This window comes from Pseudomonas sp. RW10S2 (genome assembly GCF_014268985.1).
Lineage (GTDB): Bacteria > Pseudomonadota > Gammaproteobacteria > Pseudomonadales > Pseudomonadaceae > Aquipseudomonas > Aquipseudomonas wayambapalatensis.
In genome coordinates this window covers 1-13,624 of record NZ_JABWRO010000001.1, presented here as the reverse complement: position 1 = coordinate 13,624, position 13,624 = coordinate 1, and the positions used below count along the sequence as shown (strand labels likewise).

The 13,624-nt window shown below is 61.8% G+C and carries 19 protein-coding genes and 2 pseudogenes; 10 read left to right on the top strand and 11 right to left on the bottom strand.

Translation table 11 applies throughout. The features are described from left to right. Positions 1-25: 25 nt before the first annotated feature. The gene (locus HU729_RS00100) at positions 26-253 is read right to left on the bottom strand and encodes a hypothetical protein (protein ID WP_186664153.1); all 228 of its coding nucleotides are present in this window, start codon (positions 251-253) and stop codon (positions 26-28) included. Positions 254-479: 226 nt separating this feature from the next. On the opposite strand from HU729_RS00100, the gene HU729_RS00095 reads away from it, so the two are divergent. Genes HU729_RS00095 through HU729_RS00075 form a run of 5 tightly spaced genes read left to right on the top strand, consistent with a single transcriptional unit; the run spans position 480 to position 3,571 of the window. Further along, on the top strand, positions 480-1,016 hold the full coding sequence (locus tag HU729_RS00095; protein WP_186664155.1) for a chalcone isomerase family protein: 537 nt from the start codon (positions 480-482) through the stop codon (positions 1,014-1,016). 2 nt (positions 1,017-1,018) lie between these two features. Beyond that, entirely contained in the window at positions 1,019-1,555 is a 537-nt protein-coding gene (locus HU729_RS00090) for a DUF3833 domain-containing protein (RefSeq protein WP_186707716.1), read from the top strand. Next, positions 1,552-1,857, top strand: a complete 306-nt coding sequence (locus HU729_RS00085) for a DUF6482 family protein (protein WP_186707714.1) — start codon at positions 1,552-1,554, stop codon at positions 1,855-1,857. Before HU729_RS00090 ends, HU729_RS00085 begins: the two co-directional genes overlap by 4 nt. An 8-nt stretch (positions 1,858-1,865) precedes the next feature. Further along, positions 1,866-3,392: a cryptochrome/photolyase family protein gene (locus HU729_RS00080; RefSeq protein ID WP_186664161.1), complete on the top strand. Its 1,527-nt coding sequence runs from the start codon at positions 1,866-1,868 to the stop codon at positions 3,390-3,392. Continuing rightward, on the top strand, positions 3,389-3,571 hold the full coding sequence (locus HU729_RS00075) for a DUF2256 domain-containing protein (RefSeq protein ID WP_186664163.1): 183 nt from the start codon (positions 3,389-3,391) through the stop codon (positions 3,569-3,571). Before HU729_RS00080 ends, HU729_RS00075 begins: the two co-directional genes overlap by 4 nt. Here HU729_RS00075 and HU729_RS00070 read toward each other — a convergent pair. The 7 genes from HU729_RS00070 to HU729_RS00040 all read right to left on the bottom strand — a co-directional run bounded on the left by HU729_RS00070 (position 3,509) and on the right by HU729_RS00040 (position 9,012). Further along, positions 3,509-3,997: a DUF2878 domain-containing protein gene (locus HU729_RS00070; protein ID WP_186707712.1), complete on the bottom strand. Its 489-nt coding sequence runs from the start codon at positions 3,995-3,997 to the stop codon at positions 3,509-3,511. The two genes, HU729_RS00075 and HU729_RS00070, sit on opposite strands and share 63 nt — an antisense overlap. After that, a complete protein-coding gene (locus HU729_RS00065; RefSeq protein ID WP_186664167.1) occupies positions 3,997-5,259 on the bottom strand; it encodes a cyclopropane-fatty-acyl-phospholipid synthase family protein in 1,263 nt (420 codons plus the stop codon). Before HU729_RS00065 ends, HU729_RS00070 begins: the two co-directional genes overlap by 1 nt. Beyond that, positions 5,234-6,043 (bottom strand): DUF1365 family protein, encoded by an 810-nt coding sequence (locus HU729_RS00060; RefSeq protein ID WP_186707710.1) that lies wholly within the window; start codon positions 6,041-6,043, stop codon positions 5,234-5,236. Before HU729_RS00060 ends, HU729_RS00065 begins: the two co-directional genes overlap by 26 nt. After that, positions 6,040-7,287 carry an FAD-dependent oxidoreductase gene (locus HU729_RS00055; RefSeq protein WP_186707708.1) on the bottom strand — a complete coding sequence of 416 codons (1,248 nt, stop codon included), beginning with the start codon at positions 7,285-7,287 and terminating at the stop codon, positions 6,040-6,042. The genes HU729_RS00060 and HU729_RS00055 overlap by 4 nt, the downstream gene beginning before the upstream one ends. 3 nt (positions 7,288-7,290) lie before the next feature. After that, positions 7,291-8,046 (bottom strand): SDR family NAD(P)-dependent oxidoreductase, encoded by a 756-nt coding sequence (locus HU729_RS00050; protein WP_186707706.1) that lies wholly within the window; start codon positions 8,044-8,046, stop codon positions 7,291-7,293. After that, the gene (locus HU729_RS00045; protein ID WP_186707704.1) at positions 8,043-8,465 is read right to left on the bottom strand and encodes a nuclear transport factor 2 family protein; all 423 of its coding nucleotides are present in this window, start codon (positions 8,463-8,465) and stop codon (positions 8,043-8,045) included. Before HU729_RS00045 ends, HU729_RS00050 begins: the two co-directional genes overlap by 4 nt. 100 nt (positions 8,466-8,565) lie before the next feature. After that, entirely contained in the window at positions 8,566-9,012 is a 447-nt protein-coding gene (locus HU729_RS00040) for a PAS domain-containing protein (RefSeq protein WP_186707702.1), read from the bottom strand. 153 nt (positions 9,013-9,165) lie between these two features. Between HU729_RS00040 and HU729_RS00035 the strand changes: the two genes are divergently transcribed. The 3 genes from HU729_RS00035 to HU729_RS00025 all read left to right on the top strand — a co-directional run bounded on the left by HU729_RS00035 (position 9,166) and on the right by HU729_RS00025 (position 11,029). Beyond that, positions 9,166-10,053 (top strand): MerR family transcriptional regulator, encoded by an 888-nt coding sequence (locus tag HU729_RS00035; protein ID WP_186707700.1) that lies wholly within the window; start codon positions 9,166-9,168, stop codon positions 10,051-10,053. A gap of 118 nt (positions 10,054-10,171) precedes the next feature. Continuing rightward, on the top strand, positions 10,172-10,333 hold the full coding sequence (locus tag HU729_RS00030; protein WP_186707698.1) for a hypothetical protein: 162 nt from the start codon (positions 10,172-10,174) through the stop codon (positions 10,331-10,333). A 171-nt stretch (positions 10,334-10,504) separates the two neighbouring features. After that, positions 10,505-11,029: a hypothetical protein gene (locus tag HU729_RS00025; protein WP_186664180.1), complete on the top strand. Its 525-nt coding sequence runs from the start codon at positions 10,505-10,507 to the stop codon at positions 11,027-11,029. Between the two features lie 134 nt (positions 11,030-11,163). Here the strand turns inward: HU729_RS00025 and HU729_RS00020 are convergent. Beyond that, a pseudogene (locus tag HU729_RS00020) lies at positions 11,164-11,283 on the bottom strand (DJ-1/PfpI family protein); the annotation flags it as partial. Between the two features lie 151 nt (positions 11,284-11,434). Here HU729_RS00020 and HU729_RS00015 point away from each other — a divergent pair. Both HU729_RS00015 and xth read left to right on the top strand, forming a co-directional pair. Next, positions 11,435-11,677, top strand: coding sequence for a hypothetical protein (locus tag HU729_RS00015; protein ID WP_054894654.1), 243 nt, complete (start codon positions 11,435-11,437; stop codon positions 11,675-11,677). Continuing rightward, positions 11,674-12,471 (top strand): exodeoxyribonuclease III, encoded by a 798-nt coding sequence (gene xth / locus HU729_RS00010; RefSeq protein ID WP_186707696.1) that lies wholly within the window; start codon positions 11,674-11,676, stop codon positions 12,469-12,471. Before HU729_RS00015 ends, xth begins: the two co-directional genes overlap by 4 nt. Before the next feature lie 28 nt (positions 12,472-12,499). Here the strand turns inward: xth and HU729_RS00005 are convergent, their stop codons facing one another. Both HU729_RS00005 and HU729_RS25680 read right to left on the bottom strand, forming a co-directional pair. Next, positions 12,500-12,991 carry a DUF1543 domain-containing protein gene (locus HU729_RS00005; RefSeq protein ID WP_186707694.1) on the bottom strand — a complete coding sequence of 164 codons (492 nt, stop codon included), beginning with the start codon at positions 12,989-12,991 and terminating at the stop codon, positions 12,500-12,502. Between the two features lie 255 nt (positions 12,992-13,246). After that, a pseudogene (locus HU729_RS25680) lies at positions 13,247-13,405 on the bottom strand (integrase); the annotation flags it as partial. Between the last annotated feature and the right edge of the window lie 219 nt (positions 13,406-13,624).

The window sequence follows — 13,624 nt, the reverse complement described above, 5'->3', positions numbered from 1 at the left end:
CTGGGCGCAGATTATAGGCTGGCGCTCACTTTGGCGATGAGCGGTTGCCCTCAAGGAGGGCCAGATGCTCGATGGCCTCCTGATAACGCTCGGCTGCCTTGCGCCGCAGCTCCTGGTAATGGCCGAAGTCGAAGGCGTCGAGCCCGACGCCTTCGAGTAGGGCAAAGGCTGCGCGGTCGAGTTCATAGGCGCTGGCGAACAGCCGGCGATTCTGCTCCAGAGCGAGCTGTTGGCAGGCGCGGGTCATGGGCATGGGAGCTCCGGTAGCCGAGGTGGTATTCAGACCTATGACCACCGCGCAGGCAAATAAGTGCGAACGTTTTGAGCGGATAGCTCGACCGGCAGCTCTTTTCGATTTCGGCTGCGACCAACGACTGTGCCCGTGGCTTGGAGGCGAATGGCAAAAAACTGTACATGTCAATAAAATATCTGTACATCATGCTATCTTTGTACAGTATTGGGCCGCGCTTGAGGTCAATATGGTTCACCGTGCTCGTTGGACGTGCCTTTGCCTGCTGATCGTTGCGTTTTCGGCGACGGCGGACTGGCGCTCGCAGTTGCCCGGTGCGCAGCGGTTGGGTGCGGGTGAGTTCACTTGGTTCGGCCTGCGTCTTTACACCGCCCAGCTATGGACGCTGGCGCCGGCGCTGGACTGGAACCAGCCGTTCGCCCTCGAGCTTCTCTATCACCGGTCGTTGTCCAAGGACACGCTGGTACAGGCCAGCCTCGAGGAAATGCATCGTCTCAACGCTGGCGGCATTGCGCCGCAGCAACGCCCGGCTTGGACCCAGGCGCTTGAAGCGGCATTCGTGGACGTGCGCCCCGGGATGCGAATTACAGGCTTGTACCTGCCGGGGCAGGGTTGCCGCTTTTACGTCGACGGTGAATTGAGCCGCGAAATCACTGACCCGGCCTTTGCCCGGGCGTTCTTTGCCATCTGGCTCGATCCACGTGCCAGGGATCCACAACTGCGTCAGCGCCTGCTCGGGCTGGCTGGCAGTGAACGAGGACGCTGAATATGTACAAAGCACTGTTGCTGGCGTTGTGTCTGCTTCTGGGCAGCTGTGGCAATGTCGGGGTCGAACGCTATGCCCAGGAGCAGCCCAAGCTCGACCTGGTGGCGTTCTTCTCGCGGCCGGTACAGGCCTGGGGGATTTTCCAGAAGCGCTCCGGTGAGGTAATCAAGCGCTTTCATGTGCGCATCGATAGCCGTCGTGAAGGTGAGCATCTGATCCTCGAAGAACATTTTCTGTACAGCGATGGCACCCGTCAGGAACGCACCTGGCGGTTGGTGCCCGACGGCCCTGGCCGCTGGCGCGGAACGGCGGGGGACGTCATTGGCGAGGCGAGGGGGGAAGTGGCGGGTAACGCGTTGCGCTGGCGTTATCAGCTTGACCTGCCTGTCGATGGGCGTAACTGGCAAGTGGACCTGGACGACTGGATGTACCTGATGGATGACGACACCCTGATCAATCGCTCGAGTATGAGCAAGCTGGGCGTGGAAATCGGCCAGATCACCCTGTTCTTCCGCCGCCTCCCGGAGAGTACGCCGTGAACCTGGTCACGCTGTTTCAATGGGTCTCGACCGGCGAAGCGAAGGCGCTGGAACTGCTGTCGCTGGAAGGCGGCTTCTACCTCCTGCGTGCCTTGACCGACGCTGGCCCCGTGACTCTCAACGATGCCCATGGGCAGCCCCTGCGCGTGCGCTCCACCACCGAGCTACGCCAGTTGCTGACGGGCCTGCCAGCCGTGCCCTGCACGCTGGTGCAGCACGTGGTACATGATGAGATGTGCGGCCAACGTGACGGCCCCATCGAACCACTGCGCGCCCCGATAACGCTCGCCAGCCAGTGGTAGGCGAAACGATGCGCCTGGGCCTGGTGCTGGGTGACCAGCTGTCGTTCGACCTGGCGAGCCTGAGCGCTCTCGATCCTGCCCGTGACGCTATCTTGATGGCGGAGGTGGAGGGTGAGGCCCGGTACGTGCCGCACCATCCACTGAAGATCGTTCTGATTTTCAGCGCCATGCGGCACTTCGCTCGGTGCCTGCGCGAGCGGGGTTGGCAAGTGCACTATGTCGAGCTCGATGCTGCAGGCAACAGCGGCAGCATCGTTGGCGAGTTGTGTCGCTGGCAACAGGCCTTGGGCGCCACGCAGATCCACCTGACCGAGTGCGGCGAGTGGCGTCTGGAGCAGGCATTGCGTGATGCCGGGTTGCCGCTGGTGTGGCACCGTGACCGGCGTTTTCTGTGCTCGCGCGAAGCCTTTGGGCGCTGGGCCGCTGAGCGGCGCCAACTGCGCATGGAGCACTTCTACCGTGGCATGCGCAAGCGCACCGGCCTGCTGATGGAGCTCGATGGCAGCCCGGCAGGTGGAGCCTGGAATTTCGATGCCGACAATCGCAAGCCGTTGCCGCGTCAGCTACGTGGCCCATTCGCTGCGCATTTTGCGCAGGACGAGATCACAGCAGCGGTGCAGGCGCTGGTAGGTCAGCGCTTCAGCGACCACTACGGGGCCACCGACGGCTTCGACTATCCAGTAACCCATGCCCAGGCCCAGCAGCTCTGGCAACACTTTCTAGAGTTTGGCCTGGCGGCTTTCGGGGACTACCAGGATGCGATGGCCGAGGGCGAGCCGTATCTGTTTCATGCACGTATCAGTGCAGCGCTCAACATCGGGCTTCTGGATGTGCGTAGCCTGTGTGAAGACGTCGACAGGGCGTGGCGCGAGCGGCGAGTGCCGCTCAATGCAGCCGAAGGCTTCATCCGCCAACTGATAGGCTGGCGCGAGTATGTGCGCGGGATCTATTGGCTGCGCATGCCGGAGTACGCCGGGCTCAATCACCTGGGCAACGAGCGGGCGTTGCCGGAATTCTACTGGACCGGGCAAACCCGTATGCGCTGCATGGCGCAAGCCATCGGGCAGACCTTGCGGCTGGGCTACGCGCACCACATCCAGCGGCTGATGGTGACCGGAAACTTCGCCTTACTGGCCGGTATCGTGCCGACGGCGATTTGTGAGTGGTATCTGGCGGTCTACATGGACGCTTTCGACTGGGTCGAGCTGCCCAACACGCTTGGCATGGTGATGCATGCCGACGGTGGCTACCTTGGGTCCAAGCCCTACTGTGCGAGTGGTCGTTACATCCAGCGCATGTCCGACCATTGCGCGTCTTGCAGTTACCGGGTTGGCCAGGTAACCGAGGAGGATGCTTGCCCGTTCAATGCCCTGTACTGGCATTTTCTCATTCGCCATCGCACCGTGCTTTCGGCTAACCCGCGGCTGGCGCTGGCCTATCGTGGGCTCGATGGCATGTCGGCCAGCCGTCGCGATGCCGTATGGCAACGCGGCCAGTCATTGTTGGCGCGACTGGATGCCGGGCAGCCGATATGAAAAAGAGCCTGTTGCCCAGCAAGATCTGTGTGGTCTGTGGCCTGCCGTTCAACTGGCGCAAGCGCTGGGCGCGCTGCTGGGAACAGGTGCGCTATTGCTCTGAGCGATGCCGCAGGTCAGCGCCACGCCGCCAGGCGCAAGAGCAGGGGCAAGGTGAAGGCCCAGATGGGCGCCAGTAGCAGGCCGGTTTCCAGCGTGCCCAAGGGCAATCCCACCCCGGCCAGCCTGGCGCCCGCCAAGTAAGCCAGTGGGCCGCTGATTGCGCCCAGCAGTGCACCGAGCCGCCAGTCCCTGGCGATCCATGCCAGGCTGTGGCGCATGCCGCTGGCCAGCACCAGCCACAGCAGCGCGAGCCACAGTGGCAGCGGCCAGGCATCGAACGCGAATACCCCCAGCGCTCCCAGCACCGTATCGAGCAGGCAGCCGGCCAAGGTAACGCGCCACAGCGCCTTGAACTCGCCGCTGACGTCTCGGCTCAGGCGCAGGTGCACGCCCAGGCCGAGGATCACCAGCAGCAAGAGCCAGGGCCGTTCTGCACCCAGTACGCAGGCCCACCAGCCGACCTGCAACCAAAGGGCATTGGCGACCAGCCTGCCTCCGTGCATCAGGCATGGCCTGGCAAGGGCGCACGACGTGCCTGGGGCGCGGCCAACAGCAGGTGGGCAACGCCGATGGCGCGCTCCTCGAAGCCGCCTTGGCAGTAGCACAAGTAGAATTCCCACAGGCGCTGGAACATGTCGTCGTAGCCCAGGTCGGCCAGCGCCGTGCGTGCCTGACGCAGGTTTTCCCGCCAATGCTGCAGGGTGAGGGCGTAGTCCTGGCCGAAATCTTCCATATGTACAAGGTTCAGCGCAGTGTGCCGGCTGGCAGTGTCGAGCATCACGCTCAGCGAAGGCAGGGCGCCTCCGGGGAAAATGTAGCGCTGGATGAAGTCCACCGAGCGCCGTGCCTGGTCGTAGCGTTGGTCGCGAATGGTGATGGCCTGCAGCAGCATCAGGCCATCGGGCTTGAGCAGCGCGGCACACTGGCGGAAGTACACCGGCAGATAACGATGGCCGACCGCTTCGATCATCTCGATCGATACCAGTTTGTCGAAACGGCCTTCCAGGTCGCGGTAGTCCTCGCGAAGTACCGTTATGCGCTGCTCCAGGCCCAGCGCCCGAACGCGGTCCAGGGTATGGCTGTACTGCGCTTCGGAGAGGGTGGTGGTGGTAACCCTGCAGCCGTATCGGGTGGCGGCGTGAATCGCCAGGGAGCCCCAACCGCAGCCAATTTCCAGCAGGTGATCGTCAGGGCATAGCTCAAGTTTCTGGCAGATGCGCTCCAGCTTGTTCACCTGAGCGTGTTCCAGTGTCTGCCCGGGATGCTCGAACTGGGCTGCCGAATACATCATGGTGGGGTCCAGCAGCCGCTCGAACAGGGCGTTGCCGAGGTCGTAGTGCGCCAGAATGTTGCGTCGGGCACCGCGCCTGCTATTGCGGTTGAGCCGGTGCAGCAGCCGCAGGGCAGGGCGGCCGAGGCGCGCCAGGCCGCCCTCGAGCGCGTCGAGCACTTCAAGGTTGGCGACGAACAGGCGCGTCACCCGCGCAAGGTCCGGGCTGCGCCAATAGCCGTGGATGTAGGCTTCGCCAGCACCGATCGAGCCATTGCCGGCGATCAGGCTCCAGGTGGCGTCATCGAGCACCTCCACCTCGGCCTGCAACGGGCTCTCGGTATCGCCAAAACTCCACTGCTGGCCGTGGCACAGCAGGCGCAAGTGACCGTGGCGCAGCTTGCCCATTTGGGCGAGCACGGCGCTTCGTGCCAGACCGCCGAGCAACGGCGCAAGGCCGGCGAACTTGCTAACGCTCAGGGTGTGATTCGACATCATTCGTGTCCTCGCAGGAGTGGCCGAGCGCCAAGTGATTCTGGCGGGCAGTGTGGTCATGGATGGGGGTGCGTTTGAACAGCAGGCGCAGTGCTTGCCAGTAGATAGCCGAGAGGGTGCGCAGGCTCATCCACGGGAAGGCCAGGATGTATCGATGCAGACCGGCGCGGTCCAAAGGCTGGCGCTGCAAGGCGAGGTCTGCCTTGAACACCGTGCGCTCGTGTTGCCGGTTCTCCATATGGATACGTATATGTTGCGCATCCAGGGAGAAGCGAAAGCGATAGTCCATGTCCAGTGGCATGAACGGCGACACGTGGAAGGCCTTCGCCACCGTGAAGGGTGTGCCGAGGTTGTCGTGCACCGGCAGCACGTAGTGGAAGCGTTCACGCCAGGGGGTGTTTCGTACTTCCAGCAGGATCGCCACCAGGTTCGCGTCGCGGTCATGGCAGAAATAGAAACTCACCGGGTTGAACGACAGCCCCCAGCAGCGCAGTTGCGTGAGCAGGTGGACCGGGCCTTCGGGCATATGCCCCGTGGCCTGGCGGACGATCAAGCGCGCGGCCTGTGCCAGCGTCTGTCCCTGCTGGGTCAGCGCTGGCAGGTAGTCGGTCTGGCGAAAGCTGAGCGGTGCCAGGCGCCAGCGCCCTAGCCAGCGTGACAGGCTCATCAGCCAGGTTTGCTCGTCCAGATCCAGGTAGAACATGCCTGTTCGATAGCGGAACGCGTGGGCGCGCGGCGTCAAGCGACGGTGGCTGATCCAGCCCAGGCAGAGGCTGCTGTTCACAGTTGCACCCCGAAATGCGCGGCCACCTTCAGCGCACTGACCACACCGTCCTCGTGAAAACCATTTCCCCAGTAGGCACCACAGAAGTAGCTGTGCTGCTGGCCTTGCAGCTCTGACTGCCGAGCCTGCGCCGCGGACGCGGCGAGGCTGTACTGCGGATGGGCGTACTGAAAGCGGGCAATCACCTGCGCAGGGTCTATCAATGCGGTCTGGTTGAGGCTCACGCAGAAGGTGGTCGGTGCCTGGATACCTTGCAGGATGTTCATGTTGTAGGTCAGCGCGGCGGGAGCCTGCTGTGGGCCACCCAGGCGGTAGTTCCAGCTCGCCCAGGCGCGCTTGCGGCGCGGCAGCAGGCGGGTGTCGGTGTGCAGTACGACATCGTTGCTGGCGTAGCCGATGGCCCCGAGCACGGCACGTTCCTGTGTGCTGGGGCTTTCCAGCATGGCCAGGGCCTGGTCGCTATGGCAGGCGAACACCACGGTGTCGAAGCGTTCGGTGCCGGCTGCGCTCACGACGGTCACGCCACCTTCGTCGCGGCTGACCCGGTGAACCTTGCAGTCCAGGCGGATGCTGTCAGCGAATGGGCGGCACAGTGGTGCGATGTAGCTGCTCGAACCACCTTTGATGACCCGCCACTGTGGACGGTGGTTGACCGACAGCAAGCCGTGGTTGCGACAGAAGCGGACGAAGAACTCGAGGGGGAAGTGGAGCATGTCGGCGCGGGACATCGACCAGATGGCCGATCCCATCGGCACGATATAGTGGTCGATGAAGCGCTGCCCATAGCTCTGCGCCTGAAGGTAGCTACCCAGCGTGGTGTTGGCATCGATCCGCTGGCTGTCCAGGTCGCTCAGTGCCTGGCGGTTGAAGCGCAGAATATCCCGCAGCATTCCCCAGAAGCCTGGGGAGATCAGGTTGCGGCGTTGTGCGAACAGTGTGTTCAGGTCGTGGCCGTTGTACTCAAGGCCTGTGGCCGGGTCATGCACGGAAAAACTCATTTCGGTGGGCTGTGAGGTGACCTTGAGCTGGTCGAGCAGCCGAATGAAGTTGGGGTAGGTCCAGTCGTTGAACACGATGAAGCCGGTGTCTATTGCATGGCGCTGGCCCTTCCAGACCACATCGAGGGTGTGTGTGTGGCCACCGATCCAGCGCTCGGCTTCGAAAACCGTGACCTGGTGGTTGCGCGACAGCAGATGGGCGCAGGTCAGCCCGGCGATGCCGCTGCCGATGATTGCTATACGCATGAATCAACCTTCCTGTTCATGACGGGCGAGGCGTTGCCCCAGGGCCAGACGCAGACGCGCCGGTAGCGCACCGAGCAGGCGCAATACACAGGTGAAAAGACCGGGGAAGTTGATTTCCACGGGGCGGTGGGGCAAGCGTCTGGCGATGTGTCGGGCGGCGCGCTGCGCACTCCACAGCTGCGGCATGGGGAAGTCGTTGCGGCGTGTCAAAGGTGTGTCGACAAAGCCAGGGCTGACCAAGGTGACTGCGATACCCTCGCGGGCCAGGTCGATCCGCTGTGATTCCATCAAATAGCGCACCGCAGCCTTGGAGGCGCCATAGGCACCGGCGCGGGGCAAGGCCAGCCAGGTCACCGAGCTGCCCATCACCACCAGGTGAGGGCGCTGGCCCTTGCGAAGCAGGGGCAGTGCCGATGCCAGGCAATAGGCGACACTGAGCAGGTTGGTGCGCATCACGCGCTCGACCAGCGCCGGATCGAACTGCCCCGGCTCCAGGTATTCGCAGGTGCCGGCATTGAGAATGACCATGTCCAGGCCTCCCCAGGCCTGTTCGATCTGCGCGGTGATCGCGGCGATATCCTCTGGGTCGTCAAGATCGCCGATGGCCAGCAGTACCTGCCCAGGAAACTGTTCGGCCAGGGGTGCAAGGCGATTGGCCTGGCGTGCGCCCAGGGCCACTTGATGGCCTTGCTCCAGCAGGATGCGAGCGAGCTCGGCACCGATACCGCTGCTAGCGCCGGTCAACCAGCAGCGGCTCATGCCAGCCTGCCTTTGAGCCAGCGGATTGCGCCGCCCATGATCGGAAGGTGTTCGTAGATGAGGGCGCCGGCGTCGAAATAGTCCTGGTGAAAATGCACACGGTCGCGCCAGTGCAGGCAACTGCACCCTTGCAGCGTGATCTGCCGACCCCCGGCCAGGCGTGGGTGGCGGAACTGCAGGGTCCAGCGCAAGTAGCCCTGACCGGGGCTTACCTCGTCGGCGCTGATGAAGGCATAGCGGATATCGCTGGCGTTGGCGTACAACTGCTCGAAGTAGGCTCGCAGCGCCTGCAGGCCCTGTATGTGGTGCAGAGGGTCGCGAAAAGTAATGTCCTCGCTGTACAGGTTTTCCAGCCTGTCGAGGTTAGCCCCATCGAGACTGGCGAAGCGCTCGGCGAATTGCTGTAGGTATGCAGACATGCAGGGCTCCAGGTAATCCTGTACAAAATATATTTGTTGTACAGGTATAGCTGAAGCCCAAGGATTAATCTATACAGATTGAGGGTTGTGTATTGATTTTTTAGCGCTCGTCCTGCCCGAGCTGACGGCGCAGCAGGGCCACTTCAGCCTCCAGCTCGCGCACCTTTTCCTCGGCGCAAACCTGTGCTGTCACATCGCGCTGGATGCCGATGTAGTACGTCAGCTGGTCTGCCTCGTTGTACACGGGGGTGATGGACAGCTCGTTCCAGAACAGGCTTCCGTCCTTGCGATAGTTGCGCAGTACCTGACGGCAGGGGCTGCCATCGCGGATCGCAGCGCGGATGCTAGCGAGGCCTTCCTGGTCATGATTCTCGCCCTGCAGGAAACGGCAATCCTGATAGAGGATGTCGTCGGCGGCATAGCCGGTCAGTCGCTCGAAGGCGGGGTTGACGTAGATGAGGATGCTGTCGTCGCCCTCCTGCTCGGCAACGACGATGCCATCGTTCGAATGCTCGACCATCAGTTGAAGGAGTTTCGCGGGGATCATAGGGCCCACCTACAGGCGTTTTATATGCGAGATGCGCAGATTGCTTCTATGTGGAAGACCTCGGCGCCGTTGGTTGCATGATGGACCATGGAGGCTCGCCGCAGAAAGTCCATATGAGTTTAGAATGCTCGATCTACCGGATATTCTCTGATTATGACTGACACCACCCCACCCGATTTGCTAGCCATGCGCGATGTGGTCAGCTTGACCGGCATCAATCCGGTCACGTTGCGCGCCTGGGAGCGGCGCCATGGGTTGATACGCCCGCAGCGCACCGAGGGCGGCCATCGCTTGTACACCGCCCGGGATGTGCAACGCATACGCGACATCCTGCGCTGGACTGCCAACGGCCTGCCTATCAGCAAGGTCGGCGACAGGCTCGCCGGCCGGCCTGAGGCACCAGTGCAGCAGCCCTCGGCCTTCGACGAATGGCGAGACGCTGTGGTGCGTGCATCCGAGGCATTCGATGCACAGGCGTTGGAGGGGATTCATGGCCAGTTGTTCACTCTGTTCCCCAAGACCTCCGTGCTGCGTGAAGTGCTGATGCCGGTTTGGTATGAGTTGGCGTCAGGAGCGGCTCCAGGCCAGCGTAGCCAATGGCTGTTTCTCGATACGTTCCTGCGTGCCCGCTTGCTTGCGCGCCTGCACTTGAATCAGATCCCCGCACCGCGGGTGCTGCTGGCAAGCACCGAGGGGCAGGCCGAATTCGAGGTACTGTGCGCTGGGCTGATGTTGAGCAGCGAGCAACAGCGCATCGACGTACTGGGCTGCGGGCAGTCGTTGGAAGACTTGCCGTTATTGTGTACGGCCATGCAGCCCGCGGCGCTGGTGATAAAAGTCCAGGCGCCGGTAAGCACCGCCTTGGCCAGGCGCTTGCGGACCTTGCAGATGGACATTGCCTGCCCGCTGGCCTTGGTTGGCGAGCGGTTGGCTGATTCGCTGCACGCGTTGAGTGGAATCCCGTTGTGCCTGCTGGACGAGGGAGGCGTTGATGCTGCGCGCAGGCTGAGCGCGTTGCACCGTGGCGCGCTTGACCTTTGACCCAAACGCCTGATCCTGATCTGGATGTTGGCGCGTTAAGCCGGCCTAGGCTCCAAACATGGAACTTTGCCCCACGGATTGGCTTCCCTTGTTCAAAGGCCAAGCTGAGGAGAGCAGCATGAAGAAAGAGACCCAGACTAAAAAGCCGGGGGCGCAGACCGGGACTCAGGGGGAGGAGGAGCGAGACAACGACGCCCATCGTCCGGACGGATCTACCGGTACATCACATGACTCGACGGCGCAAAAAACGGCCCGTGATCATGGTCAGCACAAACGCTGAAACTGCCACCCGAAAGGGTTGAGGCTCGCCACGTTTGCGAGCCTCTGGGGCGGAGCAGGGAAATCGCAGGTGAGTCGTCAATTGCATGGAATTCTCGGTCCCATCGCCTGTTCTACCGGACTCAGCTCCTGGCTCATCTCGTAGCTCGGACCCCACTTTCCGGAGCAGCGAATGCCTCGAATCATTACCCCAGCGACCCCTGAACACGAGATCAGCGAGCACAACGCCAGGATGTTCGGCTCTCCCAAGGAGCGTCTTGACTTCTACCGTCGCGAGATCCAGTACGAAACCAGCATCCTGGCCAATCGCACGGATGCCTACCTGGCGGCGCAATCGTTCCTGGTCATCGCGTTCGTCTCTTCCATGGGCAACCTCAATCAAGGGTGGGGCGAAATGTTCACCCTGATCGTGCCGGCGTTCCTCGCCTTGCTCGGGGTATTGAGCTCGCTCAACGCCTGGCCTGGCATACGGGCTGCGTACAACATCATCGATCACTGGCAGCTCAAGCAAAGCCACCTGCTGCGCAGCGAGCCGTTGATGGGGCTGGCGTACGACGAGTCGCCGCTGTTCTGCGAGGCAGAGACCTCGCGTGCAGGGCATCGAAAATCGCTGCTGTTTTCGCTTCGCACGCCGTGGATCTTTCTGGTTTTCTGGATGCTGCTGGGAAGCTACTCGGTCTACATCCAACTGGCCTGAACGCATCGATCCTGGAGGTTCGAGTATCCAGAGCCTGCCGCTGGCTGAACGGGCGAGATGCGCCGCAGCATCAAGCTCAGCACCTTCAGTCTTTGGATAGTCTGCATTCGGCCAGCGCCAGCGGTCAGGAGACGCTAGCCAGCAAGGGCCTTGATCAATAGTTCGTTGAATGCGGGTATATGGTCAGGCTTACGGCTGGTGATCAGGTTGCCGTCCACCACGACCTCTTCATCGACCCAACGGCCACCTGCATTTCACTGGTGAGAAGTTCCAATGCCATGCGTCAGCGGCCTGCTAGGCAGACCAATGGACAATAAATAGACGGGCTGTGCGGGTAGACAACTGCGGTTGAACATTGCGCGCAGGTCAGGCTCTCACAAGCAGAGGTATAACGAGGCCGCCACCATGAGCATCGAACGCAGCATTCCCGAACTTGAAGCCTGGTACGCACAGTACGACGACGTCAGTTACCGGCGCGAGTCGCCGGATGCCTACCACCATGAACTGGTTCGCACCGCCGAGGCGCTGCGTGACGATGGTGCCATCGACTGGGATGACTGGCTGGCGCTGAAGGCATTGGCCGATCAGGCCCATGTCCGGGCACTGGAAGACGCCGTCCAGGCCCACGTAAACGACCCTGACGCATGAAAGCGCTGAAGATTGCCACCTTCAATATCAATGGCATCCGCAGCCGCCTGCCCGCGTTGTTGGCCTGGCTGGCGCGGGAGCAACCGGACATCGTCTGTCTGCAGGAATTGAAGGCGGCCGATCAACAGTTTCCTCGCGAGGCGCTTGAAGCGGCGGGTTATGGCTGCCTTTACCAAGGGCAACCCTCTTGGAACGGCGTTGCAATCCTGGCGCGCGATAGCGAACCGCTGGAGGTCCGTCGTGGGCTGCCCGGCGTGGAGGACGACGAGCAGAGCCGCTATCTCGAAGCTGCGGTGCATGGCGTGCTGGTGGGCTGTCTGTATCTGCCCAATGGCAACCCGCAACCCGGCCCGAAGTTCGAGTACAAATTGCGCTGGTTCGAGTGCCTGATCAAGCATGCCCAGGCACTGCATGGCAGCAGCCATCCCACGGTGCTGGCGGGCGATTTCAATGTCGTGCCGACTGATCTGGATATCTACAACCCACGCTCGTGGCTCAAGGACGCGCTGCTGCAACCTGAGTCACGGGCGTGCTTCGAACAGTTGCTGGCGCAGGGCTGGGTCGATGCTGTTCGCCACCTGTACCCAGAGCAGCGCATCTACACGTTTTGGGATTATTTTCGCAATCACTGGGCGCGCAATGCCGGACTGCGGATCGACCACTTGCTGCTCAATCCCGACCTCGCCCCTTTTCTGAAGCGGGCGGGTGTGGATGCCTGGGTACGCAACGAGGCCAAGGCCAGCGATCATGCGCCGGTCTGGATCGAACTGGGCAGGCGCCGCCAGCAACGTTAGCGGTCAGCGTTTCGGTCGACACCGTCGCTCAGATGACGATGTAGTCGCTGCGCTGCAGCGTGCCTCGATGTTCGCCCTCGACCAGGTGCACGTAGCGGCCGTCGACCAGGTCCACCGGCAGGCAGTCGTCGACATCCACCACTGTGTCGGTATGCGGCTTCAGCCAACCAGCTGCCATGCGTTGCTTGCCAATCTGCTTGGCGGCAGCCTTGTCGGGAGCCGTTACCAGCAAGTAGCGATGATCCTCGCCAAACACGCCAGGTGCGTAGCCTCCCAGGTTCAACAAGAACAAGCGCATGGCGCCGGGCGGTGGTGCGGCGTGGCCGAGCTCGACGCGATAGCCATCCACACCGTGGACTTCCAGCCAGGAATCGATGTGCAAGCCTTTAAGGCTGCCGAACCAGGCGCTGCGCAGCTGCGGGTAGGTCTGGTCGAGCGAGTCTGCGTGGGCGAAGACTACGTCGTGGACTTCGATGCTGGCCCGAGGATGTCTTCCTCCGAGCATGACAACGTAGAGCATGGGTGAGCCTGTGATACGGGTCAGGGGGGCATATGTTGGCATAGCGCTTGATTGATTGCTCGGCGGGGTGTGGGCATTTGGCAAGTACCGATAGGAGATATGAGATTTTCGACGTCGCAGCGCACATTCACTAGGCTCTGTACGAAAAGCGTTGATACTCGGGATGGTGTCAGAAATTTTGTGTTCGGGCATAACATGGGTAAGAGGTGCATGTATGCCAACCAAAAAGAAACCCTTGCGTGACCTGCCCAAAATCCCGTTGCCGGTCTCATCCACCATTCGGTGTTTGTACAGTTCATGTAGAAGCAGGAGTGCCTGGTCGGGCAGCGGTACGATGTGTTTGCTCTTGTCTAGGTACCGCGTTTCGCTGATCATGTAATGCCAGTCGGCACTGATCAGGTCGACGTCTTCCCAGCCATCTTCACCATTTCACCGAAGAACCTTCTGAAATGCCTCTAGAGCGTTACTCCTGGTGCGTGAAAGCAAAAATGAACGCCTCAGAAATGTCCACGATACCCCGCGCAGGATGCAGGATCGATAAATGGCGATTCCTGAAAGCCATTGTGATGGGGCACTCCGGACTGCAAGTGAACGTAGCAGGCCTTAGGGAAACTCCGAACAAGTTGCTCATCA

What these genes read in the sequence shown, in the direction of transcription:
- HU729_RS00015 (WP_054894654.1), top strand. Translation starts at nt 11,435, where the DNA reads ATGAGCATCGAACGCAGCATTCCCGAACTTGAAGCCTGGTACGCACAG.
- HU729_RS00035 (WP_186707700.1), top strand. Translation starts at nt 9,166, where the DNA reads ATGACTGACACCACCCCACCCGATTTGCTAGCCATGCGCGATGTGGTC.
- HU729_RS00040 (WP_186707702.1), bottom strand. Translation starts at nt 9,012, where the DNA reads ATGATCCCCGCGAAACTCCTTCAACTGATGGTCGAGCATTCGAACGAT.
- HU729_RS00100 (WP_186664153.1), bottom strand. Translation starts at nt 253, where the DNA reads ATGCCCATGACCCGCGCCTGCCAACAGCTCGCTCTGGAGCAGAATCGC.
- HU729_RS00065 (WP_186664167.1), bottom strand. Translation starts at nt 5,259, where the DNA reads ATGTCGAATCACACCCTGAGCGTTAGCAAGTTCGCCGGCCTTGCGCCG.
- xth (WP_186707696.1), top strand. Translation starts at nt 11,674, where the DNA reads ATGAAAGCGCTGAAGATTGCCACCTTCAATATCAATGGCATCCGCAGC.
- HU729_RS00050 (WP_186707706.1), bottom strand. Translation starts at nt 8,046, where the DNA reads ATGAGCCGCTGCTGGTTGACCGGCGCTAGCAGCGGTATCGGTGCCGAG.
- HU729_RS00005 (WP_186707694.1), bottom strand. Translation starts at nt 12,991, where the DNA reads ATGCTCTACGTTGTCATGCTCGGAGGAAGACATCCTCGGGCCAGCATC.
- HU729_RS00045 (WP_186707704.1), bottom strand. Translation starts at nt 8,465, where the DNA reads ATGTCTGCATACCTACAGCAATTCGCCGAGCGCTTCGCCAGTCTCGAT.
- HU729_RS00075 (WP_186664163.1), top strand. Translation starts at nt 3,389, where the DNA reads ATGAAAAAGAGCCTGTTGCCCAGCAAGATCTGTGTGGTCTGTGGCCTG.
- HU729_RS00090 (WP_186707716.1), top strand. Translation starts at nt 1,019, where the DNA reads ATGTACAAAGCACTGTTGCTGGCGTTGTGTCTGCTTCTGGGCAGCTGT.
- HU729_RS00055 (WP_186707708.1), bottom strand. Translation starts at nt 7,287, where the DNA reads ATGCGTATAGCAATCATCGGCAGCGGCATCGCCGGGCTGACCTGCGCC.
- HU729_RS00030 (WP_186707698.1), top strand. Translation starts at nt 10,172, where the DNA reads ATGAAGAAAGAGACCCAGACTAAAAAGCCGGGGGCGCAGACCGGGACT.
- HU729_RS00025 (WP_186664180.1), top strand. Translation starts at nt 10,505, where the DNA reads ATGCCTCGAATCATTACCCCAGCGACCCCTGAACACGAGATCAGCGAG.
- HU729_RS00070 (WP_186707712.1), bottom strand. Translation starts at nt 3,997, where the DNA reads ATGCACGGAGGCAGGCTGGTCGCCAATGCCCTTTGGTTGCAGGTCGGC.
- HU729_RS00080 (WP_186664161.1), top strand. Translation starts at nt 1,866, where the DNA reads ATGCGCCTGGGCCTGGTGCTGGGTGACCAGCTGTCGTTCGACCTGGCG.
- HU729_RS00095 (WP_186664155.1), top strand. Translation starts at nt 480, where the DNA reads ATGGTTCACCGTGCTCGTTGGACGTGCCTTTGCCTGCTGATCGTTGCG.